Here is a 26,132-nt window from a genome sequence, read left to right on the forward strand (position 1 = left end):
ACTAGGGTCGAGAAACACAAAGAAGAGTGAGTGCGTGTACTGCTTCCTTGTTGAGATTGATTATCAATTAGATCTAAAAAACTGTCAATACCTTTTTGAGAATAATTCTCATTATTTTTAAAGGTTTTTGGTGGGGTGGTTTTAATCTTTTGATTTATATAGTTTTATTGTATTTAAAAATATTGAATAATTTTTTTGTTTCTGAACTGGTTACAGGGTTGGGGGCTTTTTGTGCAGTGGTTTTTCTAAAAAAAGCATAAAATTTTATATTCTGGTTACCCTCTTTGTAATAAAAGTGAAACTTACTGGCCGTATACTAATTTCAAATACTTCGCTGCTGAACGAACTATTTCCCTTAGGTTATTTGGCCGACTTCGCTTTTTGCAAAGTCGGCTTTTTTATGTCTAATTTATTTGAATTTTACTGTTTTTGTACTGCGGCTATAACTGCGAGATTCAGGTTTAGTCCACTCACCTTGTTTGAAGTAGCTAGTGCTTACCACTATTTTACCGTCGCTTAAGCGGCTTGAAGATTTTACTTTGGTAATGCCATCTTTATTGCCCGTGACATTCTCATATGCGATAAACTCATTTTCTGCCGTTATTTCTAGTTCGCCTTGAGTATAAAATCCCGCCGTAGTGAAGTAGAAAAACACCAGTTTTTGCTTTTTGTTATCCCAAAAAATTAGCGACTCACCACCGTATGCACCGTCATTAATTGAGTGTAGGGTGCGTAATGTTGTGCCATTTAGTGCGCTTTCCCAGTGGCTTACATCAACGGCGCCATTACTAAAAGTAGACTCCCATGTGCCTAAATAAGGCTCAAAAATTTTCAGTTTTTCGTCTAATGCTTGAGCTTGGTTAGCGAATGTTTGCAGCAACAAACAGATGGCTATAACAAATAGTTTTTTCATTCGGTCTCTCTTTCGTCTTATTATTATTGAGTAAGTGTGTATTAAAAACACACAACTTACTTTGCGATCACTTAAGCTTAGTTAAAATTAGGCAAAAGAAAAGCCCTAACATTTGTTAGGGCTTTGGTATGCCATTTGGCATGAGCAAGTATTAAAGCGCTTTAAAGCGAATTGCTACGCCACCGCCCGCCGCCATTTTCAGGACAAGTTCGTCATTTTGCGTTACGGTTTTGTTGTAGATCGCCATTTCGTATGGTTTGTCGACCCAATTAGCGTTTTCGCCATCGCTATACACTTGGGCAATGTATTTGCGATTTGGTTCGAGAAAGTTAAGTTTAATTTTTTCGCTGCGTGCATTTTCATCAGTTACTGCACCTAAGTACCAATCATCAGAATGCTTATCTTGTCGTGCAAATACAATGTATTCACCTACTTCGCCAGCAATTGCGCTACTTTGATTCCAGTCTGTCGGTACATCTTTGATAAACTGGAATGCTTCTGGTTTTGCGCGGTAATTACGCGGTAAATCGGCTGCCATTTGAATCGGGCTGTAGAGCACTACATATAAGGCTAACTGTTTCGCTAGCGTGGTTTGCGGTCGATTAGTGTCGCTGCCCAAACCATTAAACGATAAATCAAAAATACCTGGCGTAAAATCCATTGGCCCAGACAGCATGCGGGTGAACGCTAAGGTAGGTACATGACTTGGCGGATTAGGCGGCGTACCCCACGCATTGTATTCTTGTCCGCGTGCGCCTTCACGAGAAATCCAATTTGGATAAGTACGGCGTAAACCTGTGTCTTTAATAGGTTCATGGGTATTGATGCTAATTTTATGTTTGGCAGCAAGTGTTACGTTGGCTAAGTATTCATTTACCATAAATTGGCCGTCATGCCACTCGCGCTTTACTTGGCCTTTTTCGTCGATTCGTTTGATATTGCCGCCATCGGCAACGTAGCCGGTTTTAACTTGGCTAACACCGTGTGTTTGGTAAAGTGCAAAGGCATCTTGCATTTGGTTTGCATAGTTACTTACATTGCCAGATGTTTCATGATGACCAACAATTGCCACGCCTTTGGCTTTGCCATAAGCTGCTAGCTCGGCAAAGTTAAAGTCAGGATATGCTTGGGTAAAATTAAATACATCTCCATTGTGGAACCAGTCTCCATCCCAGCCAATATTCCAACCTTCAACCAATACACCTTTAAAGTCATTTTCGGCAGCGAAATCGATGTATTCTTTGGTTAGCTGGGTTGTGGCTCCGTGTTTATCACCGCTGCCCCAAGTATTTTCGCCAATATGCATGCCCCACCAAATACCTACGTATTTGCTTGGCTCGACCCAATCAACATTCCCTAATTTATTTGGCTCATTGAGGTTTAAAATTAAGTCTGAATTAGCAAGGCCAACTGCCGAGTCGCTGATCTGAATAGTACGCCATGGTGTGGTAAATCCATCGTTTGTTTTGACTAATGTGCCATCGCTCCAAGGAGTTAAGTCGGCACTAAATTGTCCATCGCGGCCTTGCTTTAACGTCATCGCAGCAAAATCAACGAGCGCGGCTTCATGAATGCTAAGGTGAATATTGTCGTCGCGCTTAAGGGTTATTGGTGTATGAACATGACGCGCTAAATTAAGTGGTGTTTTGTTGTAAACATATTCATAGCGATTCCATTCACGTGCAGGGATCCACCAAGATTGTGTCGCGTGTGACTCGGTAAGGTTAAACTGTGTCAGTTCTTTGCTGATTTCTGCACCAAGATAGCCTTGTTTAGTGGGTAGTTCGTATCGAAAACCAATGCCATCATCAAATACTTTAAATGTGATGTTAAACGTGGTGTCAGCTTGTGAAAAGGTTAACGCGAGTTTGTTGTGATTATCTTGAACTGACTGGCGCTCCCCCCAAGGTTGTTGCCATGTTTCATTATGTGAGGAAATAGCCGAATTGCTGATTTTTGCGTTATGGCCAAGACTTGGGTGCTGGCGAAAATCAAAACCAAGACTGGATGGACTAATCAGTGTTTGATCGTTGAAAATTACTTGGTAGCTCGGTAGTTCTTGCTCATCGGATACAACTACTTTAATTTGCTGATTCGGCGAACTTACAGTAACAGTTTTTGCTTGCAGGCACGGCGCAAGCATAAGCAGTAAAAGCGCTTTTTTCATCTTGTTTCACTTGTTGTCAATGTGGGAGCATCAAGAGTAAAAGCTTGCGAAAAATCACACCAGCGCTTGCAAACGTATTCATTTTTTTGAGTTTGCTGTTCTACTTTTAATATTTTTGATTGAAGATCATTTCAGTCGGTAGTTGTGTGTTAAAATTAGCGTGTTGATGTAACTCTTGCTGAGGGTCCATTTTGGCTCATATTGTTTCAGAAAAAAATTCCAAACGTAAAGCACATCGTATCTCTGTTCCATTACTAGTGGAGATAGATAAACACGTATACGAAAGTAAAGATTGGTCTGTAGATGGAATTGGAATTCTAGAATGTCCACTTGAATTAGAAGTTGACCAAAAAATTCCAGCAAGAATAATTTTTCCAATTACTGACTCGACACTGGCGATCAGTGTGACGCTCATTTGCAAAAATACGGTTAATGGTAACATTGGCTTTGCGTTTGATAACTTAAGCCATAAACACAAGCGTTTATTGCGTCACTACATAGAGCAAGTTATTGAAGGAAAGTTGGAAAATGTTGAAGATCTAGTAGCAATCGCTACGGCTCCGGTCGTCTCAAGTCCAATAAATACAGCGCTCAACCTCAGCGACGCTAATACTCTTGCACTTACGCGTCAATTTAGCTTTCGTAGTAAGCTAGTTTTGTCGTTTGCGGTGCTCTTCTTATTGGTATTGGGGTTATCTCTTTTTTACAAAATAAAGTATGAAGTCAAGAGCACAGGGGTCGTGCTCGGTAATACCTATGTTGTAAAAGCTAGTAAGTCAGGTGTATTAGAGTCGATGTATCTAAAAGAAGGGGCATCGGTCGAAGAAAATGATGTTATTGCAACCATTATTGATCCTGATATTACTACTGAATTGGCAAAACTAAATAACAAAATCACTGTTTTAAAAAGTAGTAAACAAGCACTTTTAAATGAAGCACCTGAGTCGATAGCGATAGAGCAAGGGCTGCTCGCGCCGCTAAAGCAACAAGAAAGCAGGCACTTAGCAAGCCTAGAACGAGCGCGCTTATTATTGAAAGACAATGTGCTTACCCAAAAAGACTATGATTATATTGAAAATCGCTGGTTACAATCATTAGTCAGCTTACGAAAAGAACAGCAAAGGATTGAGCGTGTTAAATTAGAGACCGAGCAAGCGTTATCAAAAAGCAACTTGCTTTCGTCTCAGCGCATTACTGAGCAATTGTTGATCGCACAGCAAGAGCTTAGTTTATTAGAAATGCAACACAAAAGACCTGTTACTAGCCTTGTCGCAGGTCGTTTAGTAAATACGCCTTTCAACACCGGAGCTAATGTAACTGAAAATGATGTGGTTGCAATTGTTGAAACCAAACAAACGCCATTTTTAATAATTGTTGTACCTAATGAGCAAATGTTATCTCTTAAATTAGGGCAAAGTGCTAGGGTGTATATCCCAAAAACAAAGACCGAACTTAACGCTCATATAGTATCTTTCGGGCGTCAGTCTATCCCCATGGACCTAGCAGATTTTTACCCTAAAAATACAAACCAAGGCATTGTGAAATTGTCTTTTGACAGCGCTGTTTCGTTACCACCATTTACCCGGGCAAAAGTTTGGGTTGATACTTTTGAGATGTTTTAATGTTACAGCGTTATGGGCGTAGAGAAGGACTGATTTCACTTGTATGGCCTGCATTATTTTATCTATCAATCGCATTTGTTTTAATCGCGCTGTTATTGCCGCATATTGCTGAGATTAAAGGCGAGGCAATTATTGTGGTGGGTGCGTTTGCCATGTGGCGATATGGCTGGCAACTCATCAATTATGTACGCGCATTTATTTATGGTCACTACTATTATCCCAAGCTAAAAAGGCAAGTAGACCAATTATCTGAGCAAGATAAATTTCCTGAGCATATCTTTTTTGTTATTCCCTCATACAAAGAAGAAGCATGGGTATCAATTGAGACGTTTCAATCTATTCTTTCAAACTTGTCTGATGTGCCATGTACTGCGACATTAATTGTTGCAACAGGCTCAGATGAAGACGATGCGATAATAGCGCAAACCTTTCAGGCTCACCCAGCTCACACTAAAGCCGAGCTTGTTTTCCAAAGGCAAAGTGAAGGCAAACGCATTGCAATGGGGCATGCCTTACGTGCCGTAACTAGGCGTTATAATGAAGAAGCTAATAGCGTCACTATTTTTATGGATGGCGATAGTTACCTTGAAGCTGAGACTTTGCGTAACACTTTACCATTTTTCAGCTGTTTCAATGATTTGGGCGCGCTTACGACCAACGAATTAGCCTACATTAATACTCAGTCTAAATGGTATAAAGACTGGTTTAACTTGAAGTTTGGCCAACGCCATGTGCTATTTCAATCGCACGCGCTATCTAATAAGGTATTGACGCTGACTGGGCGGTTTTCGATGTTTCGTACCAAAGCGATTTGTACGGAAGAGTTCATCGGAAAAATGGAAAATGATGTGGTCAGCCACTGGGCGCATGGCACGTTTCGATTTTTAATGGGGGATGATAAAACCAGTTGGTTTATGTTATTGAAAGACGGCTGGAATATGCTGTATTTACCCGATGTACTGGTTTACTCACTCGAGAGCCGTGACGCTTCGTTTCTTAATTTGAGCGTTAACTTACCGTTTCGCTGGTATGGTAATACGTTAAGAAATAACAATCGCACGCTGCAACTGGGTTGGAAAAAAATTGGGGTATTTATTTGGTTTGCGGTACTCGATCAGCGTTTGTCGATGTGGACCTCACTGGTGGGGTTGGTTGGGGCGATTTGCCTTGCGATTAGTAAAAGTATTTTTTACTTACCGTTTTACCTCGCTTGGGTATTAATCGTAAGAACGACTCAGATGATGGTTATCGCCTATCGTGGTCACCCTGTAAGCCTGCTTACTATTCCACTAATGCTTTATAACCAGTGGGTTGGCGCATTTATTAAAATTAAAGCGTTTTACCATTTGGGCGAGCAATCATGGTCCAAAGGGAGCGAAGTGCAAAAGGCGGATCACAACCGCGTGATGATAAAGCATTGGTTTGCGCCTTACTTACCAACATTTTTGTACCTACTTTCCTTTACCGTGTTTTTTGCATTTATGGCGTATGCTTATAAATTAATTAGTTTGCCTCAAGCTTGGGCGCTTACCTCACAAGTTCCGTCAAATGTACTGCAAGCAAGTGATTTTGGTGTTACCGCGAATGATCATCGCGATGACACGGATGCATTACAAAATGCTATTTTGCAATTGCAGCAGGGACAAACATTAGTGTTGCCAAGCGGCACGATTAACCTTGCTAAGCCGTTACTGATTACACAATCTAATATCACAATTTCAGGAAATAACAGTCAGTTAGTAGCTGAATTTTCAGCCGACGAAAAAGAGCGTAGCGTGATTAATATTGTTGGTGGTCGTCAGTTAGATTCACTGAAGTCGATAAAAAATTTAGCGCGTTTAAGCTTTAATAGCGAAAGCGTCGGGCGCTTAAAGATTGGGCAAGGCCTATTATTTACCATGGAGAATGATGTGCAATTTCTCCATCAGATTAATAGTATTAAGTGGGCAAAAAAATACCCGAAACTAAGGCGGCAAATTAATCGAATAGAGAGTATTGAGGGTAATACTGTGACTTTAGCCTATCCGCTGGACGAGGTGTTATTGGATAGCAGTAAAATTCAAATTTATCCGTTAGATATGGTGTCTAATACTCATCTCTCAGGCTTAACAGTGCGCTACAACGTACCGCAGCAAAATATCACAGATGTGGCTTATAAGTACGAAAACGTACATAACAATCATCTCGTAAACTTAGTTAGCTTAAAGTGGACAGACCGCATCACGATGGAAAGCATCAATTTGTTTGATGCTGGCAATCATCCGTTAAAAATAGATGATAGTTTGGCGTGTGTTGTTGATAATGCACGCATTAAAAATGCGTGGAATAAAGGCGTTGGCGGCCGCGCTTATGTGCGCTTGGCGCGCTCGCACCATTGTCAGTTGACTAGCTTCACCGTATCTGGAATTCGCCACATTGTTTTTCAGTGGGGCGCTAGTTATAACCAGATAAGCAATTTGAACACAGCGGTTGATATTAACTTCCATGGTGGTTACAGCCACCATAATCGTGTCTCTAAGGTTTATTTTACGCTTCCTGAGCAGCATCCTTGGCCAGCGGTGTATCGCACGCCTAACGATGCGCATTGGGCGCCACCTGATGGGCCTGGCAACAAAGTAGATCAATAAAAGAGATGAACCGTTATTGCAAAAGTTGATCTAATTGTGATGATCCTACAGTACTTTGTATGTGTTTAAGCAGCGCTAAATTATCCAGACGTGCTAAAAGTATTGCTTGTTGTGACTTTACTTTTTCAAGCGCTAAGCGGTTGAGTGTATTTTCAGGTGTATAACGTAACCCCGTTAAATCAACCTGGAGCTGCTGCACAGCTTCTAGCCTTTGAACTTCAAGCGCTTGGTGCTGGTTTAGTAAATGTTGTAATTTACTTTGCTGATAGAAAAACTGGTTTTTTAAGCTATCAACTTTTTGCATTAAACGTTCTGTAATCACTCGTTTCTGCAGGCGATAGCTATTTTTTTTCAGTGTTACGAGTTCGTCGCGAGAGGTATTAAAATCGATAGGTATGCGAGCTTGTAAACCTATCACTGATTCTTTATCTACATTGAGTCTGCTGTCGTCTCGTTGTTCGTAAAATACTTTTACTTTAAGGTTATCAAGATAACCAGGGTGATTATCTGAGCGCGCGATCATTAGGTCTTGTATCTTTGCATCTACTGAACGTTCTAGCGCCATCTCGATGAGTTTAGAGGAAGCTTTTAGTTCTAGATTTTCAATATTATTGAGCCATATTAACCAGTCTTCAGGTATTTTTTCGATAGCGGCCTTCTGTGTATATTGCTCTAATAAAATAGATTGCTTTAATGCGAGTTCAATCTCAGAGAATTGCGATTTTGTAATTAAGGATTGTTCAAGCTGACGTTTGTTGTTTTCTTTTAAAGCGTATAGAAGTGCCGTTTGTTTTCGTTGTAACTTACGATTAACTAGGTTTTTCATCAAATTTAGGCGATGAAATGTTGCATCGAGGGCTTTAAGTTGAATATTGTTTTGCTGTTGTAAGTTCTCTAGCTGACTTTCTTGGCGCTTTTTTAAGTTTTCTCGATAAGATTCGTAGTAACCGTTTTCAAAAATTTCGAAGTCTATCCCAACTCTTTTATCGAAATAATCACTGTCTAAGCTTTTTTTGCCTTCAACTCTAAGATAAAGCCCTGTAAACGGAGCGTCATCATCTAATAATTCTTTAATTTTAAGGTTACTTGCATTGTTTTGCGATGCTAGTTGGGCAACTCCTTGGCTTTGAGGAGCTTGTTGATAAGATTGGTCAAACTTAACGTGTGCAAGCATTTTTAAAGGCAAGACGAGACAGAGCAGGAATAAATATTTCATTACGAATTTCGCTAGTGAAGCCGTGTATGTATTGTAAACAATAACTGCAGAAGTAACAGGGAATTGTATCGGTTTTAATAAAAGATAGAGGCGAACACGAATGAAGTTATCGCCTCTGTAACGCTTACTTAGCTAATGCACGCTTTAAGAAGTTGGGTGTTGCTAGTGCGCCTTGATGAATACCTACGTTGTAGTATTCAGTGTCAAATGCTGCATTTTCAACATCTTGTACTCTAAACGCTGTGAAGTTTTCGCCTTTGCGCGCCATCGTTGCTGACCATAAACCCGATGGATAAATTGGTTGCGGGAATGGCAGTGTTTGTAAATCGGCAAAACCAACGTCTAACATTGCTGCGCGGGTTTCACGCAGTAATTGTTGGTGCATTAATGGTGATTCGCTTTGTTGAATCAAAATGCCGCCAGTACGCAATGCTTTTAAACAGCTAGTATAAAATGCATGGTTAAATAACCCCTCGCCTGGGCCTACTGGATCGGTGCCATCAACAATAATGACATCAATTGATTCTGGCGCTGCTTCAGCCATAAATTTAATGCCATCATCAAACATTACCGATGCGCGTGGGTCATCGTTTGATTCACATAATTCAGGGAAGTACTTTAACGACATTTCAGTTACTACTTCATCAATATCAATTTGATGAACGGTTTCGATGTCCGGGTGTTTTAGTACTTCACGTAATGTGCCGCAATCACCACCGCCAATGATCACAACATTTTTTGGTGCAGGGTGTGAAAACAGCGCAGGATGGCTCATCATTTCATGATAGAAAAAGTTCTCGCGTGTACTTACCATAGTACAGCCATCAATAATCATTAAATTACCAAAGTCTGTTGTTTCGTACATTTCAACAAGTTGAAAAGGCGATTGTTTTGACTCTAGTTTTTTATTAATGCGCAGTGAAAAAGCACTGCCATCACGATCACTTATTTCAGTGAACCAAGTATTAGCATCTAAATTAGACATAGTAGTTTTCACTTACCATTTATGTGTTTAAAAATTGCGGCAATTTTGCCAGCGAAATGCGTGTTACTCAATTAGAAAATAAAATTATAGCCGAACAAATTAATTTTTATGGCTAGTGTGTAAAAAGCAAATTAAAATATCGCTAACTATCTGACTTTATGAAGACCTTACATTGGCTATAACTAACGCACGTGAAACATACAATATCGCTCATTGGAGTGAAGGCTACTTTGATATTAATGAGCAAGGTGAAGTGGTAGCATTTCCAGATAAAGATCACAGCAAACAGGGTGTTTCGCTGGCAACCTTAACAGAGCAATTTAAAGAGCAGGGGTTAACGTTACCTGTGCTTGTGCGTTTTACCGATATTTTGCAATCGCGTGTTGATACGCTAGTTAATGCATTTTCTGATGCTAAAAGTAATCGTAATTACCAAGGTAATTACACCTGTGTCTACCCGATTAAAGTGAATCAGCAATCATCTGTAGTTAAAAAGTTACTCGCCCACCAAAGTAATAAAGTAGGGTTAGAGGCAGGTTCTAAACCTGAACTAATGGCTATTTTGGGTGTAGCGGATAAGCCTATTCGCATTGTATGTAATGGCTACAAAGACAGTGAATTTTTACGTTTAGCGTGTATTGGCCAAGCAATGGGACACGATGTAAATATTGTGGTTGAGAAACTTTCGGAGCTTGATGTACTGCTGCAAGAAATTGAAAAGTTAGGTATCGAGCCGGGAATTGGTATTCGCATTCGCTTAAATTCAGTAGGCAAAGGCAAGTGGCAAAATACCGGTGGTGAAAAAGGGAAGTTTGGCTTAACTGCTAGTCAGGTACTAAGTGCAATCGAACGCTTAAACAAAGCGGGCAAAGGGCATTTATTAAATTTAGTGCATTTTCATATTGGCTCTCAAATTGCCAATATTCGTGATATTCATCGCGCCTTAAAAGAATGTGCGCGCCATTACGCAGAGTTGTGCCAAATGGGCGTAGCTCTAAAAACCATTGACGTGGGTGGTGGCCTAGGTGTGGATTATGAAGGTTCAGGCTCGCGTAATTCATGTTCAATGAACTACACGGTTGCCGAATATGCACGTAACGTAGTGAATACCTTTGCCGATACCTGCGAAGCACTTAACTTACCGCAGCCAGATATTATTACTGAATCAGGGCGCGCACTTACGGCGCACCACGCAGTATTGATTACCGATGTGATCGATGTTGAAGAAGCGCCAAAGTTACACAGCGATATTGTACTTTCAGATAATTCGCCGCAAGTATTACAAGAAATGTGGCAAGCCAAACAGCGTTTAACACCGCGCCTAGCGCTTGAAATTTATCACGATGCAATGCACTTGTTCAGTGAAGCGCATGAACAATATGTACACGGTTTATTATCGATGACCGATTGGTCACAGATTGAAACCTTGTATTTTGATATTTTGCGTGCAGTACGAGGCCAGCTTAATGCCAGCGCCCGTTCACACCGAGAAGTAATTGATGATTTAAATGAAAAGTTAGCAGATAAACTCTTTGTTAACTTCTCTTTATTCCAATCATTGCCAGATGTATGGGGTATTGAGCAGCTGTTCCCGGTTATGCCAATTGAGCGCCTCGATGAGTCATGTTCACAGCGTGCAATTATTCAAGATATTACTTGTGATTCGGATGGTCAAATTCGTGAATACGTTGATGGTGCAGGTGTTGAAGCAAGTTTACCGATTCCGCCTTACCGTCCGGGTGAACAGTATCACCTAGCAATGTTTATGGTTGGCGCGTACCAAGAGATTTTAGGTGACCTACATAACTTATTTGGTGATACAGATTCAGTGCATATCGAGCTAACCGAAGACGGCTTTACTACCACTAATGCGCTGAAAGGCGATAGCGTTGAAGATGTACTGAAATACGTGCATTACAATGAGGGCGCATTAAAAGCGAACTATCAAAGTCGCCTTGCTGCGAGCAATTTATCAAGCGACACCCAGCAAGCGTATTTCGATGAATTGGCCGCAGGCTTAAGTGGTTACACTTACTTCGAAGACTGACCTGTTGGTTAGGCTATTTATTGCTGAGTGAAAAAAGGCTAAAATATGGCCTTTTTTAGCTTGTTCATCCAGTAAATTCGATAAGTTGCGTGATGTTGTATTATATAAGAGCCGTTATTTCACTACTGTTTTATACCGTTAATACCTTATTTTGGTTTGTGCCAATTTTTATTTCTGGGGTATTAAAACTTTTACCGATCAAGCCATGGCAAGCAATGTGGAGTGCCGTTGCTAAGTGGTGCGCGAGTCGTTGGGTTGGTACTAACAGTATTATTCAATACATTTTCACGCCAACTAAAATGGTGGTAACGGGCGATCACGATTTTACCTATAAAGATTGGTACCTAGTGGTTGCCAACCATCAATCTTGGGTTGATATTTTAGTGATGCAGCGCGTTCTGCATAAGAAAATTCCATTTTTAAACTTTTTTTTGAAAAAAGAGCTTATTTACGTGCCATTTTTGGGTTTAGCTTGGTGGGCGCTTGATTTTCCATTTATGAAGCGCGCGAGTAAAAGTCAGCTAAAAAAGAACCCATCACTGCGCACCAAAGATATGGAAACGACCAAAAAAGCGTGTGCAAAGTTCAAGCATGTTCCTGTAAGCATTGTGAATTTTGTAGAAGGTACGCGCTTTACAAAAGATAAGCATACACGCCAAAAAAGCCAGTTTGATAACTTGCTAAAACCTAAAGCGGGTGGTGTTGCGTTTGTAATGGAAGCAATGGGCGAACAACTTAATAAACTTGTTGATGTGACTATTTGCTATCCAAACGGCACACCAAGCTTCTTTGATTACTTAGCGGGTAAAGTGCCAGAGATTCGTGTGCACATTGAGGTAAAGCCTGTTTCAGCAAGCTGGGTAGGTAATTACTCGAGTGACTCAGAGTTTCGGGTGCAATTTCAAAACGAATTAAATGCGCTTTGGCAAGGTAAAGATCAGCAGCTTGTTGAGCTAAAACAACAGCAAACTGAGGAGTTCTAATGTTATCGAGATTCCTGCCAGGAGTGCTGTTAGCACCGATTATTTTTACCATTTTAGTCGGTAACGTCGTACTGTGGGGCGGTGTTATTTTTGTTATTGGTTTACTTAAAATTGTATTACCACTACAAATTATCCGAGATATTTTACACATTGCTTACGCGGCCTGGTGCAAGGGCAACTATTTAGGCGTGTGGTTGGCGTGTGACAACTGGCAAGTTGACATTGAAGGTGAGCTCGACGAGAAAGCGTGGTATTTGCTTATCGCAAACCACCAAAGCTGGCTTGATATTATGGTATTGAGTGGCTTAGGGCGTTTACCTGCACCTAAGTTCTTTTTAAAAGATGAATTAAAATGGGTGCCTTTTGTTGGTGCTGGCGCATGGGCCATGGACATGCCGTTTATGAAGCGCGTAAGCAAAGCTAAAGTGGCTAAAAACCCAAAACTTAAAGGCATGGATGTAGAGCGTACTAAACGCGCTTGTCGTCATTTTAGATTAAACCCTACAACCATTATTAATTTTGTTGAAGGCTCACGCTACACCGAAGCGAAACACAAAAAGCAGCGCAGTCCATTTAAATATTTACTTAAACCTAAAGCTGGGGGCATTGCCTTTGCCCTTGAAGTACTTGGTGAAAAAATGGATGGCTTGTTAAATACCAGTATTGTGTATCACGGAACATCCGAGACAATTTGTAAAGATATGCTGTTTGGCAAGCTCACTAAAATACATGTCGATATAAAAGTACAACCCATCTCTGCAGAGCTAATTGGTAATTATCAGCATGACCGAGAGTTTAGGGTTGAGTTTCAACAAAAACTAAATGTAATTTGGCAAGATAAAGATCTGCAAATTAGTTTAATGCAAGAAAACGAGCAGTTACCAACGATTAAACCAGCGCATTCGAGTTAAAAAGGATTTATATGAGCAAGGTAGAAAAGCTAATATCCCTTTGGGTTAAAGAGGCATTTCCACATTTAGATTGGCTGCCACAAGTGCTTTCTATTTGCTCTGGCGTATTGCTGCTAGTCATTATTTATTATGTTGCACGCTGCTTGGTATTACCGGGCTTTGAAAAACTAACCGTTTATATTTCGCCACATCGATTAGGTCAACTTAAGCCGCTATTTAGCAAACTTAATAGGCGCCTAGCGGGGTTTATATGTAGTGTGGTGTTTGTATCTGGCTTTCGTTATTTTTACTTACCTGGTGATGAAGGCGAGGTGTTTTACCGCTCAATTGGCCAAATTATTGCCATTATCTACAGTGGCTTTATTTTTAGCTCGGTTATTAGCATTGCAGGGGCTGCATATAATCAGCTGAGTTTTGCGAAAGAAGTGCCAATCTTGGGCATTATCCAAGTAGCTAAGCTTATTACCTTTATCGTAACGTCTATTCTCATCATTAGTGTGTTAATTGACGAATCTCCGGCTTATATTCTATCGGGCTTTGGTGCGCTAGCGGCGGTGCTATTATTGGTATTTAAAGATACTATTTTGGGGTTTGTTGCGAGCATTCAAATTGCCGCAAACCGACTAGTAAAAGATGGCGATTGGATCCAGTTTGACCAATACGGAGCTGACGGTGAAATTGAAGAGTTAGGGTTAAATACGGTTAAAGTACGTAACTGGGATAAAACCATTACTACTGTGCCAACCTATGCTCTTATTTCTCAGTCATTTAAAAACTGGCGCGGCATGCAAGAGTCTGGCGGCAGACGCATTAAGCGTGCAATTCACCTTGACCTTAATAGTATTCGTCTTATCGATAGTGACTTCTTAGAAACCCTGAAAAGTAATGAATTTATCACCCAAGTGCTCAGCAATGAAGAGTTAGATAACGCAAAAGCACAGAGTAATGTGAAGTTATTCCGCGCTTATGCAGAAGAGTATTTGCGCCAGCATGAGGCGCTTAATCATAATTTAACTTTAATGGTACGCGAGCTTGCGCCGAGCGCAGAAGGTTTACCGGTAGAGCTTTATTGTTTTAGTGCAGATAAGCGCTGGATCCCATATGAGCACTTACAAGCCGATATTATGGATCACTTGCTAGCAAGTTTAAACATGTTTGGTTTACGCCCTTATCAGCACGTTACAGGCCAGCTTACAGGCTAATAATCAGGCTTAATACCTTATTGTGATATTGAATGCTCGCTTGTTGGCTGGCAAAAAATTCAATGTAGTGGCTTTTAATTCGCGAAATAATAAGGCGTGGTTGATAACTAAAGCCTGTAACGCTCACAACACAATTTTGCTGTTCAAATGTAACGTTTACGTGCAGCGGTTGAGATACTTTCAAATTTAGCATATACAGCAAGTTGTAGACTAACAATGGCGGCACAGTGACCGATTGCTGTGCTAATTCTGGCGCGACCTTTACCGTTAAATCGCCTGCATTCGCTAGCCGTTGCATATATGATAATGCACTTAGCTCTTGTTGTAATTCAACTAGATCTTGTTTTCCGGCTTGTAGTTTGTAACGCAGCAGCTCAGCTAAATCGGTAATAGACTCGCTTGCCTTATCGGCATCTTTATCCATTAACGCTTCTATGTTGTCTAAACATTGATAGAGAAATGCGGGTTGAACTTGCTGCGATAGCATTTTAAGTGAATGGCTTTTAATGCGTTTTTCGATACTGGCTTTTTCTCGAATGGCCTGTGCACTGACATAACCAATAGTCCAAACAAGGCTTAAAAATAGGTTAAATTTGGTGAGTAATTTTACTAACTGCTGTCTGTCACTGGCCTCGATATACCAAATATAACTAAGCAAAGTGCTTGGCAAATATAAAATAGCGACCGTAATAATTACTGCACTCAATACCACTAACGCACGATAAAACCGCTGCTTCTGCAGCATGCGCTTGATAAAGCTGCGGGTAACAAAGTGCCAAACAGATACCAATAAAAGGGTATACAGCAACCATTCGTGAGCATATTTAAATAGTTTTTCTGGCGCAAAAAAAGTCACTGCAACTAACGGGAAAAACAAGATTAATACCGTGATAATGCCTTGTGCAACGTAATAATCGTACGACTTATTCACCTGCCTTGTCCTTTTTCAACGGGATCTGTAATTCAACGCTGAACTGGTCATCACTGCGTTCTGAATTAATTGTGAAATTATCACGATAAAGTAATGCTAAGCGCGCTTCAAGATTAGCTAACCCAGTGCGAGTGCCATCAGCTTGACGTGCGGTTTTATTAATTGGATTACTTACGGTGATTGACAGTTTTTTATCTTGCTTGGCAACCGAAATGGCGATGGTACCGCCTGAAGGAATTTGCCCGATGCCATGTTTAATCGCATTTTCGATCAAGGTAAATATACTCATACTTGGCACAAGCATAATTTCACATTCGCTAGGCACCTTTAAGTCGACATTGAGGCGCTCTTCAAAGCGCACTTTTTCAAGCTTTAAGTAATGGCGACAAAGCAACAGCTCTTGTTTAAGAGCAATACAGTGTTGTTTATTATCGAAATGGTGCTTAAACAGCTGGCGGAACTCTAGTAACAGCTTTTTAGCTTCGCTAACGTCCTCGTACAGCATCCCGCGAATGCTATTTAATGAATTAAATAAAAAGTGTGGGTTAAGTTGATATTGCAGCACATCGAGTTGTTGCTGCTTTAGTTTTTCTTTTAATTTGTGCTTATGCATAATGCCGTAAGCTTGCAGATAACACAGCATGTAAAAGCAGTAAAAAATGCTGTGTAGAAACGCTTCAACGTAAAAATATGCCGGAGCAAGTGGTTTGTCGTACCCCTTAATACTGGTGCTAATAGTGAAGGTCATATAAGAGTTATTTTCGCCCGTATGATCATAATCGGGGTCGGTTACTTGCTTTGTGCCACCTTCTATTTTAAATAAAAAGCTACCAGGCACAGAAGCTGTATGCGTGTAAGTCGCGCTGGCAAGACCTGCTAATACGCATAAAATTAAACCCGCAAAATAGGCTTTTTTGCCACTGTTTGATCTTTGCCTAATAAGTTTTAGTGGCAGATAGATAATCAGCAGTGGTAGCAAAATAATGTGTATGGTGTAGTGAGTAAGGCGTTCAGAATCAACACCCTCAACACGCAATGGGCCAAACTCCCAGATAAAACTGACAAGAAGAATAAGTGAAAACAGCAGTAAGTTTATACCTATAACTACTTTATGTTTTGTCAGCCAATGCAAGTGTCACCTAATGTGAGGGAAAAACTGTTTGCAAAATATAGCTTTTTAAAATAAATGGCAATAATTGATTGCTTATAGGGCTATGCCATAATTAATAATAGTTGCTGAACTGAGCGCTAAGTTTTGTTTTAATCCGCGCCAAATACAGCTATACCGTTGTACTACTGATAGATTAATAAGTATTTACATTTGTTTAAATATTGTAGCCTAGGGTTTTTTTGGGGTGGCTTTTTGGCTAGAATCACGAAGGTCTATTAAAATTTGTTGTTTTATTTGGTTTTATTGGGCAGTGTGTAGCGCAATATAATTGCTTAAATTACAATAGACTCTAGGTATGCAACCGCAGAACAAGGATTTTTTGCCACTCTGTAGTTAAGGCAGAATTGTGAAAATAAAATACGTAGCACCTTTTATCATCTTTGTTTCGCTTCTAATGGCAGCGCCAAGCTCTGCTAGCAGTCGTTTGGTGGTTGCTGTTGACCATGCACCTCCATACAGTTACACCCAAGGTGAAACCCGCCCCCGAGGTTTATTAATCGACATTATGATGCGCATTTCTAAGCAGCTTAATGTATCTTTACAGCTTATTCCATGTCCTATTTCGCGCTGTGTTCAGTTAATTAAATCAGGCCAAGCCGATATTGGTGGGGCGTTTATCAAAACGCTAGAACGTCAACGTGATATGGCATTTCTTGAACCGGCCTACATGGTATTGAACTCACCATTTGTATTTTATGCACAAACCGAAAGCAAAACAGTGGTTAATACATTTGGTGACCTTTACGGAAAGCGTATTGGTATTGTGCGCGGTGCTGCGCATTTTGCTCGTTTTGACAATGACCAAAAGTTAATGAAAATCGCGGTGCAAAGTGAAAAAGTAGCGATGGATTTACTTTTGAAAGGTCGTTTAGATGTGGTTATTGCTGTTGAGCAAACCGCTGACCATTCGTTGAGTGTCTTAAACCAGCCTTCACACAGGCTTAAAAAACTAACCTACCGCCATGATGAGCCGATTCTCGGTTACGCAGTGGCTTCAAAGCGTTCAGAAAAGCAGAAGTTGATCGAGCAAGTGCAAGTTGCCCTACAGGAATTAGCAAAAAGTGGAGAGTTGTCACAAATCGTTGATCTGTATGACTTACCACCAGTTGATGTGAAATAACTTCGCAATTCAGCGTTTATTCAGACATACCACACTACATTTTTATAAAACTCCAAAGATAAAGAGAGAGACAATGACTTACTTCTCGTCACGTAAATTACTGAGTGTTTCTATTTTGGCTGCGGCTGTTGCAGCGTCAGGTTGTGCTACAACCAATGCGGAAAAAGGTGCGATGATAGGTGCTGTAACTGGTGCAGTAATCGGTAAATCTACCTCTAACCACAAAAATAAACGCGCGGTGATTGGTGCTGCTGTAGGTGCTATTGCAGGTGCCGCGATTGGTGATTACATGGATCGTCAAGAAGCAGAAATGCGTGAGCAGCTTTCAGGTTCAGGTGTTGAAGTAGTCAGGGAAGGCGATAACTTACGCTTAGTGATGCCATCAAATATCACTTTTGCGAGCAATCAATCAACCATTACGCCGCAATTTCACGACACCTTAAACTCAATTGCGAATGTATTGAGCCATTATGATAAAACGTTTTTGAGCATTGAAGGGCATACTGATAGCAGCGGTAGCGAAAGCTATAACCAAACGTTATCAGAGCGTCGAGCACGCAGTGTGCAGCAATACTTAGTTAACCAGTCAATTATGCAAGCGCGTTTATCTGTTGTTGGCTACGGTGAAATGCGTCCAGTTGCGAGCAATGAAACCGCTTCTGGTAAAGCCAAAAACCGCCGTGTTGAAGTACAAATTGTACCTAACCAAGCGTAATTAAAGCCGTACCTTATCAGCTAAATTAAGGCTTCCAATCGGAAGCCTTTTTTGTGCTTTAGCAAAAGGTATCACATACATTTTCAGCTTTGCAGCTGATCACTGTTACCTTGTTATAACCAATACGTTGCAGTTGTTCTGCCGCTAAAGTAGCACGTCCGCCCGTTGCACAATGCAAGTAAATTGGGCGTTCTGCGTCTTTTTCAATTTCAACCAACTTCATTTCGAGCACGCCACGGGGAATATTAATAGCACCTACTGCATTTTTAATTGCGTGCTCAGCGGGTTCACGCACATCAATAAGTAAGCCATTGTTCTTGGCAATTTCACTTTTTGCTTGTGCAGCATCCATTTTTACTACATGTTCAGATGCAAGTTTAATAAGATCTGGAATAGTTTTCAGCACGGTCAATCCTCCAAGCCAAATTTACGAAGTATCGTCATCATTGGGCACCACTTAGTAAACGCTGACTGTAATAAATTAACAGCGATAAATAGCGTGAAAAAGATCCAGTTGGGGTGCACAAAGTGCGTTAGTAACAGTGACACTATCAGCATCACACCGGCAATTAATCGTAGTGCATCATTTACTTTCATTCGAATAACCTACTTAAAAGTGGAGTTGCATTTAAATATATTAGAAAAACCTAAATTAGTAAATTTTAATATTAGACTTTTCTAATATAACAGCTTATACTTTGCTCAAATTTGAGAATAAAGAATTGACGCCTATGAATTTAGATATGGACAAAATGCTTGAAAATGCAGCAGAAGCCGAGCAGTTTTTAAAATTGATGGCAAACAAAAATCGTTTAATGATCTTGTGTACATTAAATCAAGGTGAGCTAAGTGTTAGCGAGTTGAACCAAGCTGTACCATTGGCGCAATCTGCATTGTCACAGCATTTAGCGAGTTTACGTAACTCGGGCTTAGTAGAGACGCGTCGTGAAGCGCAGACTATTTATTATCGTATCGTCGATCCGCGAGTGAGCGCCATGTTAAGCGCGCTTTACGATATGTTTTGTCAGCCTGAATAGCAAGGACGGTGTCATGAGTACATCACACCCGATTGATCGTTTAGTAGCAAGTTCACTGCAAGGGCGTGTTCCACTGGTGATTTTTATTTTCGCTTTGTTAAGTGGCGTGTTAGCGCTTAAATTCACCGCGCGAGAAGAAGAACCACAGATAGTGGTACCTATGTTGGATATTCTGGTATCGGTGCCAAATATCAATGCCAATCAAGTGGAACGACAAGTAACTATTCCCCTTGAAAAACTGTTGGCGCAAGTGCCAGGTGTTGAACATGTTTACTCAGTAACACAAACCGGTGGAACAACCGTTACGTTACGCTTTTATGTAGGCGAAGACCGCGAAAAAGCGATTTTAAACACTTACAATAAATTGTATGCCAATCAAAATTCTATGCCGAATATAGTGGCGAATTGGCAAGTAAAGCCAATTGAAGTTGATGATGTAGCTATTATGATGCTCGGCTTATGGAGTGAGCAGCCGCAACTTTATGATGATTATGAATTACGCCGCATTGCACAAGAAGTTTCAACTCACTTACAAGCGATAGACGATACCTCTGAAGTAAAGGTTATTGGTGGTCGCCAGCGCAGCATGCAAGTTTACTTAAATACCACTAATCTTGCTGCATTTAATACAACCGTAATGGATGTTTATAACGCGATTAATGTGTCAAACCAATTAGCAGCGGTTGGTGTGCAGGTATCGAATAGTGAATCTGTAGTGCTTGAGGTGGGTGATGTATTTAGACAAAGCGATGAATTAAATCATTTAGTAGTTAACGTAATAAATGGTAAGCCCGTGTATTTATCGGATGTTGCAACAATTCAAGATGGACCAAGCGAAGCAACAAGTTATCAGTGGTATAGCGAGGCAAGTGCCAATTCAGCCGATCACCCTATGGTGACGATTAGTATTGCGAAACAAGCAGGCAGCAATGCTGTTAACCTTGCCAACAAAGTACTAGAAAGTATTAATGCGTTAAAAGGGCAGCTGATACCCAAACATGTCAATGTTGCAGTACTGAGAAACTATGGCGAAACGGCAAATGAAAAAGTTAATAACCTTGTTTCGTCATTAGCATTCGCAGTATTTACCGTGGTGGTATTTATCGGTGTCTTTTTAGGTTGGCGACCTGCCATTGTTGTTGGTTTAGCTGTGCCGATTTGTTATGGCTTAACACTTATTTTGGACATGGCCTTTGGTTACACCATTAACCGAGTCACCTTATTTGCGCTGATTTTATCACTGGGTTTACTGGTAGATGACCCAATTACCGGCATCGATAACATTAAACGTTTTATGCTAAAAGGCGACGGTAAAACGAGTCAGATAGTGGCCGCTATGAGCGAAATTCGCCCAGCTCTAATTATGTCTACCGTAACCATTGTTTTGGCGTTTGTGCCAATGGCCTTTATTACCGGCATGATGGGGCCTTATATGGCACCGATGGCGTTTAATGTGCCAGTTAGTGTGATTGTGTCTACTTTGGTTGCGTTATTCGTCACTCCTTGGTTAGCAAGTAAATTACTTAAAGATTCTACTAAACAACAAGAAAGCAGTAATAGTGGCGACCTATACCATAAAATTTTAACGCCAATTCTAGCGTCGAAATCGCGTGCTAAAACAGCGTTATGGCTAACGCTGGGGCTTTTCATTGCCAGTGCATTACTACCTGTTTTTCGCACTGTGCCGCTCAAATTGTTGCCTTTCGATAATAAAAATGAAGTGCAAATACTTATCGACTTACCTGAGTCAGCCAGTCTAGAGCAAAGTGCAGCGCTCTCTGGCGAAATTGCCCAACAAGTTAAGCGTGTTGCGGAAGTTAAAGCGGTTGCCGTTTATGTCGGTGAGCCCAGTGCAATCGACTTCAACGGCATGGTTCGCCAATACTATATGCGTACGAGAGAAAATCTCGCGGAAATACGCGTATTGCTGGTAGATAAAAGTGAACGAGAACATCAATCTCATGGTGTCGTCTTACGCTTACGAGAATTACTTGCGCCATTTAATAAAGATGGCGTGAATGTAAAAGTTGTTGAAGTACCACCTGGCCCACCGGTGTTATCAACGTTAGTTGCCGAGGTATACCGTGACCCATTTGTTGCACTCGAACAGCAACAATTAGCGGCACGCAATATCGCGGTGCGTTTGGCAAGTGAGCCACATGTAGTGGAGGTTGATACCACAATGCAGGCAAAGCAACAGATTAATCGTTTTGTGGTAGATAAAGAAAAAGCCGCACTTTCTGGTATCGCAACGGAAGATATTAAACGCACATTAATGATTGCAGGATTCGGCGTAGAGGCTGGCAGTATCGCCAATCAATATGAAGCTGAGCCGCTGGCAATAAAATTACGCATACCTTATCAAACGCGCAACCAAGCTAGTGAGCTTGATGGTCTGTATATTCGTGGCCGAGAGGGCATTGCGCAAACCGATTTAGGGCTTGGTTTAGAAGCTGCGCCGCAACCATTAGTTGCCTTAAGTGAATTAGGCCAGTACCAAACGTTGAACGTTACTCAGCCTATTTATCGTAAAGACTTACAGTCAGTGATTTATGTCACCGCCGAGTTAAATGGCCGCGCGCCTGCGGAAGTAGTCGCAGATATTAATGCTGATCAACGTGAACAACTTAACGATCAGCAAACAAGCCATGTTGCTTGGCAAGAACGTCATTATCTTAATAACGGTGGTGGTGAGTTATGGTCAATTCCACAAGGCACCTGGCTTACGTGGAGTGGTGAAGGCGAGCTAAGAATAACCGCGCGCGTATTTAGAGATATGGGTATCGCGTTTGCTTTTGCGCTCACGGGGATCTTCTTTATTTTACGCTTACAAACCGGTTCTTATGCGTTGTCGGGTATTATTATGTCGGCTATTCCGCTGACTGTAATTGGTATTATGCCGGGCTTTTGGTTAATGAATCAGTTTGGTGAGCGAGAGATTGCAGCGAGCCCTGAACCTGTTTTGTTTACCGCAACTGCGATGATTGGCATGATAGCGTTGGCCGGTATTGTGGTTCGCAATTCACTTATTTTGGTTGAATTTATAAGTGCTGCACGTGCACAAGGTGCTGCGATAAAAGAAGCGCTATTAATGGCAGGCAGTGTGCGCATGCGCCCAGTATTGCTCACCGCTGGTACCACATTACTTGGTAATTTAGTGATTATTCTTGACCCCGTATTTAGTGGTTTAGCGCTCGCGATTATCTTTGGCATTATTTCCTCTACCTTATTCAGTTTGATCATTGTGCCCGCCGTTTACTATCTGGTTTTCGACGACACAAAAAACAGTGCGCAAGACGCTCAGGAGCAATAAATCATGACAAAAAAAACGTTATTAATTCCGGTTGTTGCGATTCTCGCGTTAGTGGCAATGATCATTATGATGGCGGGTGGTTTCAGCGACAAAATTGCGCCGAGTACAGCATCGCCTCAATTACAAAATGTGCAAACTATCACTATTGAACCCTACGCTTATACCGATAGGCTTTGGTTGCCAGCCAACCTTATTGCAAAGCAAAACACACAAGTAGCGAGTCGTATTTTAGCAAATGTGACCTCAGTAAATGTTCGTGCTGGCGATATGGTGCAAGCAGGTGATGTGATTGCTGAGTTAGACAACCAAGATCTCAAAGCGCAAGTGCGTCAAATTGAAGCGCAGGTTGAAGCCGTTTCGGCTCAGTTAACGCAAGCGTCTTTACAACTAAAACGTAATAAGGCGCTTCGTGAGCAGGGGTTGATCTCTGTTAATGATCTGGATTCTGTGCAGTCTACATTTGATCAATTACGAGCAACCAAACTAAGTTACGAGCAGCAGCGTGATCAAGCTAATGTAACGCTAGCTTACAGCAAGATCATAGCACCGATAGCAGGTAAAGTGGTTGATCGTATGGTTGAACCGGGGGATTTAGTGAATCCGGGGCAAGCCGTTGTAGCGCTTTACAATCCGAGCAGTATTCAAATTAGTAGTTATATTCCTGAAAGCCAAGCGGTAACCCTAGCCTTAGGTCAAGCGTTGCAAGTGGAACTATCGGCATTGCAGCAAGTAAGAACTGCGCGGATCAGTGAAATTGTGCCGCTTGCTGACAGCGCAGCTCGCAGCTTTGAAGTTAAACTCGATTTAGCGGGTGATAATCTTGATGGTTCGGGTTTGATGCCTGGGATGTATGCCAAGGTGGGTATTGATAAGGCCACACGCGATGTTATCGCAATTGATAAGCGATATATTCAGCAATTTGGTCAGTTATCAAAAGTGTCGGTATTGGAAAACAATCAAGTAAGCGAGCGATTTGTGCGTTTAGGTCAGCAGCTTGATAATAATCTGGTGATTATTATCTCGGGTTTATCTGCTGGCGAAAAATTGGTTATTTAGCTTATTGATTTAGCTGCCCTCTAACTTGCTATTGCCACATTACTAAAATAGCAGCGAGTGCAATGAGTATTAAACCGAGCAACTCATTTTTGCTTGGTTTTTGTTTTAGCCAAAATATCGCAAGTAAAATAGTAAACAGTACTTCTATTTGCCCCAGCGTTTTAACATACGCGACGTACTGTAAACTCATTGCACTAAACCAGCCGATTGAACCAATACAACTCGTTACACTAATGGCGAATGTGGTGGGCAAGTGCTGTTTTAATTTGCTAAATGTATGCCTTTCTTTTATCGCAATGTGCGCAATTAAAATGATACTTTGCAGTGTTAATACCCAGAGTAATACCCATGCAGCACTGTGTGGGAATGGTAAATCAAGGGCAATACTGGCTTCACGTACTGAAAGAGAGGTTAAAGCAAATGCGCTGCCGCAGCCCAAACCAATCAGCACGGTTTTTAATTGAAAGCCTTGATTGAACTTTAATCCACTTAAAACAAATACTGCCAAAGCGCCAATCAACACGCCAAACCAACCGAGCGGTGTAAGTGCACTACCAAAAAATAATGCACCTAAAATAGCGGCAACAAGCGCCTCACTTTTTGCCAGCCCAGCACCAATTGCGAAATTTTGTTGTTTAAATAAAACCACCATAAGTGCTGTCGCAAGGATTTGCATGCCTGCAGCAATGGCAACATAACTTATGAACTGACGGTTAAACTCGGGGTAGGCGATTGGCTCAAATTGATAGAGCAAAACAAGGTAGGTAAGCGCTATCGGAGTGGCAAATAAAAAACGCGCTGAGGTTACACCGAGCGTGCTGACATCTTTACTTAACTTACTTTGCAGGCCATTGCGAAACGTTTGCATAAATGCTGCTAACACAGTAAAGAAGACCCAAAGCATTAATAAGTACCTTAATCAACAAAATAGCATATTAACAGGTATTGCTAGGCTAGGTCGGTGAATTGCCATGGATGTGAAAAAAATTCATTAAAAGTGCGACATTATGTCGCAGGCAGGTTTTTATAACTGTTTTATACTCTGTTTTGTAGCTCGCTCATTGCTACATATTTTCCACACAATGCTATTGTTGATTTGCCGCAAGTTTTGCGGCTTATTTTTTCTTAGCTCGTCTATTTTTTTATTCTAGATCAAAGTTTTTTCGGTCAAAAAATCTAAGCTACACCCAGCTTATATAAAGCTTACTCTTTTTTATTAATGTTTGAATCAACCCCTGATTTGGTTTAGCACAACAGCAAGGAATTGTTATGAATACCAATAAATTTTTAGAGCTTTCTTGGGAATACTTAGACGTAATTGTAACGACAGTATTTTTTATTGGCACTATGGCTTATCTAGCGATGAATGGTATGGAAAAAGCGTTACTACCGGGTGGTTTGATAGCAAGTCTTTATATGTATGTTCGATTCAGGAAGTAATTTGGGCTTTTGCTATTTCACAGTACTTGCCGGGTGTAAGATTAAGCTCGGCAAGAGATAAACTTGCTATTCTTACTCTCTTTAAATCAATCACATAATTACCACAATATTTTGTCATGCGGCGGATCTGACGGTTTAGCCCTTGCGTTAATATAATACGAAATTGCGTTTCGCTGATTTGCTCAACTTCACAGCGGCGGGTAATAACGCCTTTTACAGGCACGCCACTCATCATTTGCTGACAAAACTCATCGGTAATAGGTTTACTCGTGGTGACGATATACTCTTTTTCTTTATCAAAGTCAGGATGATTGAGTTGTTGGCACAGCTCTCCGTCATTTGTAAGCAGTAATAAGCCGTGAGAATCTTTATCTAAGCGTCCGATTGGAAACAGCCTGATTTGTTTTGGCAGTAAATGCACTAGGCTAGTGGGATCGCTCTCAATAAGCTTGCAGTCAACGCCAATCGGCTTATAGATCGCGTAATAGGACTTTGTTGTAACCGGTTTAATCTGCTGACCGTTGACCTCAATAACATCACTGGCATCAACATGGTCAATATGATTTGCTGGGCGACCATTGACGAGCACGCATTTATCGTCAATTAAGCGAGAAGCTTGGCGTCTTGAACACACGCCAGCATCGGCAATAAATTTTGCCAATCGTATTTTGTTCAC

General features: G+C 41.0%; 22 protein-coding genes. 12 read left to right on the forward strand and 10 right to left on the reverse strand.

Annotation, left to right across the window (positions count from 1 at the left end):
• Positions 1 to 409 precede the first annotated feature (409 nt).
• Together ACHSBP_RS15230 and ACHSBP_RS15235 are read right to left on the reverse strand one after the other, a co-directional pair.
• Positions 410 to 913, reverse strand: a complete 504-nt coding sequence (locus ACHSBP_RS15230) for a hypothetical protein (RefSeq protein ID WP_395389507.1) — start codon at positions 911 to 913, stop codon at positions 410 to 412.
• A gap of 151 nt (positions 914 to 1,064) precedes the next feature.
• A complete protein-coding gene (locus ACHSBP_RS15235; RefSeq protein ID WP_010561440.1) occupies positions 1,065 to 3,080 on the reverse strand; it encodes a glycoside hydrolase family 97 protein in 2,016 nt (671 codons plus the stop codon).
• A gap of 191 nt (positions 3,081 to 3,271) precedes the next feature.
• Here ACHSBP_RS15235 and ACHSBP_RS15240 point away from each other — a divergent pair, with 191 nt between their 5' ends.
• Together ACHSBP_RS15240 and ACHSBP_RS15245 are read left to right on the forward strand one after the other, a co-directional pair.
• Positions 3,272 to 4,702 carry a hypothetical protein gene (locus ACHSBP_RS15240; RefSeq protein WP_395389509.1) on the forward strand — a complete coding sequence of 477 codons (1,431 nt, stop codon included), beginning with the start codon at positions 3,272 to 3,274 and terminating at the stop codon, positions 4,700 to 4,702.
• Positions 4,702 to 7,329 (forward strand): glycosyltransferase, encoded by a 2,628-nt coding sequence (locus tag ACHSBP_RS15245; RefSeq protein ID WP_395389511.1) that lies wholly within the window; start codon positions 4,702 to 4,704, stop codon positions 7,327 to 7,329. Before ACHSBP_RS15240 ends, ACHSBP_RS15245 begins: the two co-directional genes overlap by 1 nt.
• A 13-nt stretch (positions 7,330 to 7,342) precedes the next feature.
• Here the strand turns inward: ACHSBP_RS15245 and ACHSBP_RS15250 are convergent, their stop codons facing one another.
• Both ACHSBP_RS15250 and speE read right to left on the reverse strand, forming a co-directional pair.
• Complete coding sequence (locus tag ACHSBP_RS15250) at positions 7,343 to 8,545, reverse strand: hypothetical protein (RefSeq protein WP_395389513.1); 1,203 nt, start codon at positions 8,543 to 8,545, stop codon at positions 7,343 to 7,345.
• Positions 8,546 to 8,669: 124 nt separating this feature from the next.
• Positions 8,670 to 9,530, reverse strand: coding sequence for a polyamine aminopropyltransferase (gene speE, locus ACHSBP_RS15255; RefSeq protein WP_010561444.1), 861 nt, complete (start codon positions 9,528 to 9,530; stop codon positions 8,670 to 8,672).
• A gap of 172 nt (positions 9,531 to 9,702) precedes the next feature.
• Here speE and speA point away from each other — a divergent pair, with 172 nt between their 5' ends.
• From speA to ACHSBP_RS15275, 4 genes are all read left to right on the forward strand, one after another.
• Positions 9,703 to 11,577 (forward strand): biosynthetic arginine decarboxylase, encoded by a 1,875-nt coding sequence (gene speA, locus ACHSBP_RS15260; protein ID WP_395389515.1) that lies wholly within the window; start codon positions 9,703 to 9,705, stop codon positions 11,575 to 11,577.
• Between the two features lie 95 nt (positions 11,578 to 11,672).
• Positions 11,673 to 12,560: an acyltransferase gene (locus ACHSBP_RS15265; RefSeq protein WP_040641467.1), complete on the forward strand. Its 888-nt coding sequence runs from the start codon at positions 11,673 to 11,675 to the stop codon at positions 12,558 to 12,560.
• Complete coding sequence (locus ACHSBP_RS15270) at positions 12,560 to 13,471, forward strand: acyltransferase (protein ID WP_105173119.1); 912 nt, start codon at positions 12,560 to 12,562, stop codon at positions 13,469 to 13,471. Before ACHSBP_RS15265 ends, ACHSBP_RS15270 begins: the two co-directional genes overlap by 1 nt.
• A gap of 11 nt (positions 13,472 to 13,482) precedes the next feature.
• Positions 13,483 to 14,673: a mechanosensitive ion channel family protein gene (locus ACHSBP_RS15275; RefSeq protein WP_010561448.1), complete on the forward strand. Its 1,191-nt coding sequence runs from the start codon at positions 13,483 to 13,485 to the stop codon at positions 14,671 to 14,673.
• Here the strand turns inward: ACHSBP_RS15275 and ACHSBP_RS15280 are convergent.
• Together ACHSBP_RS15280 and ACHSBP_RS15285 are read right to left on the reverse strand one after the other, a co-directional pair.
• Positions 14,663 to 15,604: a histidine kinase gene (locus ACHSBP_RS15280; protein ID WP_010561449.1), complete on the reverse strand. Its 942-nt coding sequence runs from the start codon at positions 15,602 to 15,604 to the stop codon at positions 14,663 to 14,665. The genes ACHSBP_RS15275 and ACHSBP_RS15280 overlap by 11 nt on opposite strands.
• Positions 15,597 to 16,736 carry a sensor histidine kinase gene (locus ACHSBP_RS15285; RefSeq protein ID WP_010561450.1) on the reverse strand — a complete coding sequence of 380 codons (1,140 nt, stop codon included), beginning with the start codon at positions 16,734 to 16,736 and terminating at the stop codon, positions 15,597 to 15,599. Before ACHSBP_RS15285 ends, ACHSBP_RS15280 begins: the two co-directional genes overlap by 8 nt.
• 385 nt (positions 16,737 to 17,121) lie before the next feature.
• On the opposite strand from ACHSBP_RS15285, the gene ACHSBP_RS15290 reads away from it, so the two are divergent.
• Together ACHSBP_RS15290 and ACHSBP_RS15295 are read left to right on the forward strand one after the other, a co-directional pair.
• The gene (locus ACHSBP_RS15290; protein WP_010561451.1) at positions 17,122 to 17,895 is read left to right on the forward strand and encodes an ABC transporter substrate-binding protein; all 774 of its coding nucleotides are present in this window, start codon (positions 17,122 to 17,124) and stop codon (positions 17,893 to 17,895) included.
• Positions 17,896 to 17,968: 73 nt separating this feature from the next.
• Entirely contained in the window at positions 17,969 to 18,610 is a 642-nt protein-coding gene (locus ACHSBP_RS15295; RefSeq protein WP_010561452.1) for an OmpA family protein, read from the forward strand.
• Positions 18,611 to 18,668: 58 nt separating this feature from the next.
• Here the strand turns inward: ACHSBP_RS15295 and ACHSBP_RS15300 are convergent, their stop codons facing one another.
• Both ACHSBP_RS15300 and ACHSBP_RS15305 read right to left on the reverse strand, forming a co-directional pair.
• Positions 18,669 to 19,016 (reverse strand): rhodanese-like domain-containing protein, encoded by a 348-nt coding sequence (locus ACHSBP_RS15300; protein WP_010561453.1) that lies wholly within the window; start codon positions 19,014 to 19,016, stop codon positions 18,669 to 18,671.
• Between the two features lie 2 nt (positions 19,017 to 19,018).
• Positions 19,019 to 19,207, reverse strand: a complete 189-nt coding sequence (locus ACHSBP_RS15305; protein ID WP_010561454.1) for a DUF2892 domain-containing protein — start codon at positions 19,205 to 19,207, stop codon at positions 19,019 to 19,021.
• A 134-nt stretch (positions 19,208 to 19,341) separates the two neighbouring features.
• Between ACHSBP_RS15305 and ACHSBP_RS15310 the strand changes: the two genes are divergently transcribed.
• The 3 genes from ACHSBP_RS15310 to ACHSBP_RS15320 are packed head-to-tail and all read left to right on the forward strand — an operon-like array spanning position 19,342 to position 24,016.
• A complete protein-coding gene (locus ACHSBP_RS15310) occupies positions 19,342 to 19,647 on the forward strand; it encodes a metalloregulator ArsR/SmtB family transcription factor (RefSeq protein WP_010561455.1) in 306 nt (101 codons plus the stop codon).
• Positions 19,648 to 19,660: 13 nt separating this feature from the next.
• The gene (locus ACHSBP_RS15315) at positions 19,661 to 22,960 is read left to right on the forward strand and encodes an efflux RND transporter permease subunit (protein WP_010561456.1); all 3,300 of its coding nucleotides are present in this window, start codon (positions 19,661 to 19,663) and stop codon (positions 22,958 to 22,960) included.
• A 3-nt stretch (positions 22,961 to 22,963) separates the two neighbouring features.
• A complete protein-coding gene (locus ACHSBP_RS15320; protein WP_010561457.1) occupies positions 22,964 to 24,016 on the forward strand; it encodes an efflux RND transporter periplasmic adaptor subunit in 1,053 nt (350 codons plus the stop codon).
• 28 nt (positions 24,017 to 24,044) lie between these two features.
• On the opposite strand, the gene ACHSBP_RS15325 is transcribed toward ACHSBP_RS15320, so the two are convergent.
• Positions 24,045 to 24,920, reverse strand: a complete 876-nt coding sequence (locus tag ACHSBP_RS15325; RefSeq protein ID WP_010561458.1) for a DMT family transporter — start codon at positions 24,918 to 24,920, stop codon at positions 24,045 to 24,047.
• Between the two features lie 365 nt (positions 24,921 to 25,285).
• On the opposite strand from ACHSBP_RS15325, the gene ACHSBP_RS15330 reads away from it, so the two are divergent.
• Positions 25,286 to 25,456 carry a hypothetical protein gene (locus tag ACHSBP_RS15330; protein ID WP_157813518.1) on the forward strand — a complete coding sequence of 57 codons (171 nt, stop codon included), beginning with the start codon at positions 25,286 to 25,288 and terminating at the stop codon, positions 25,454 to 25,456.
• Here the strand turns inward: ACHSBP_RS15330 and ACHSBP_RS15335 are convergent.
• On the reverse strand, positions 25,446 to 26,132 hold the full coding sequence (locus ACHSBP_RS15335) for a pseudouridine synthase (RefSeq protein ID WP_040641425.1): 687 nt from the start codon (positions 26,130 to 26,132) through the stop codon (positions 25,446 to 25,448). The genes ACHSBP_RS15330 and ACHSBP_RS15335 overlap by 11 nt on opposite strands.

Source organism: Pseudoalteromonas sp. XMcav1-K (assembly GCF_044005875.1).
GTDB classification, from domain to species: Bacteria; Pseudomonadota; Gammaproteobacteria; order Enterobacterales; family Alteromonadaceae; genus Pseudoalteromonas; species Pseudoalteromonas spongiae.

Bases quoted from the DNA above. Each gene is read 5' to 3' on its own strand.
- speE (WP_010561444.1), bottom strand. From the start codon at position 9,530: ATGTCTAATTTAGATGCTAATACTTGGTTCACTGAAATAAGTGATCGT.
- ACHSBP_RS15320 (WP_010561457.1), top strand. From the start codon at position 22,964: ATGACAAAAAAAACGTTATTAATTCCGGTTGTTGCGATTCTCGCGTTA.
- ACHSBP_RS15325 (WP_010561458.1), bottom strand. From the start codon at position 24,920: ATGCTTTGGGTCTTCTTTACTGTGTTAGCAGCATTTATGCAAACGTTT.
- ACHSBP_RS15315 (WP_010561456.1), top strand. From the start codon at position 19,661: ATGAGTACATCACACCCGATTGATCGTTTAGTAGCAAGTTCACTGCAA.
- ACHSBP_RS15245 (WP_395389511.1), top strand. From the start codon at position 4,702: ATGTTACAGCGTTATGGGCGTAGAGAAGGACTGATTTCACTTGTATGG.
- ACHSBP_RS15230 (WP_395389507.1), bottom strand. From the start codon at position 913: ATGAAAAAACTATTTGTTATAGCCATCTGTTTGTTGCTGCAAACATTC.
- ACHSBP_RS15270 (WP_105173119.1), top strand. From the start codon at position 12,560: ATGTTATCGAGATTCCTGCCAGGAGTGCTGTTAGCACCGATTATTTTT.
- ACHSBP_RS15330 (WP_157813518.1), top strand. From the start codon at position 25,286: ATGAATACCAATAAATTTTTAGAGCTTTCTTGGGAATACTTAGACGTA.
- ACHSBP_RS15310 (WP_010561455.1), top strand. From the start codon at position 19,342: ATGAATTTAGATATGGACAAAATGCTTGAAAATGCAGCAGAAGCCGAG.
- ACHSBP_RS15275 (WP_010561448.1), top strand. From the start codon at position 13,483: ATGAGCAAGGTAGAAAAGCTAATATCCCTTTGGGTTAAAGAGGCATTT.
- ACHSBP_RS15295 (WP_010561452.1), top strand. From the start codon at position 17,969: ATGACTTACTTCTCGTCACGTAAATTACTGAGTGTTTCTATTTTGGCT.
- ACHSBP_RS15305 (WP_010561454.1), bottom strand. From the start codon at position 19,207: ATGAAAGTAAATGATGCACTACGATTAATTGCCGGTGTGATGCTGATA.
- ACHSBP_RS15250 (WP_395389513.1), bottom strand. From the start codon at position 8,545: ATGAAATATTTATTCCTGCTCTGTCTCGTCTTGCCTTTAAAAATGCTT.
- ACHSBP_RS15235 (WP_010561440.1), bottom strand. From the start codon at position 3,080: ATGAAAAAAGCGCTTTTACTGCTTATGCTTGCGCCGTGCCTGCAAGCA.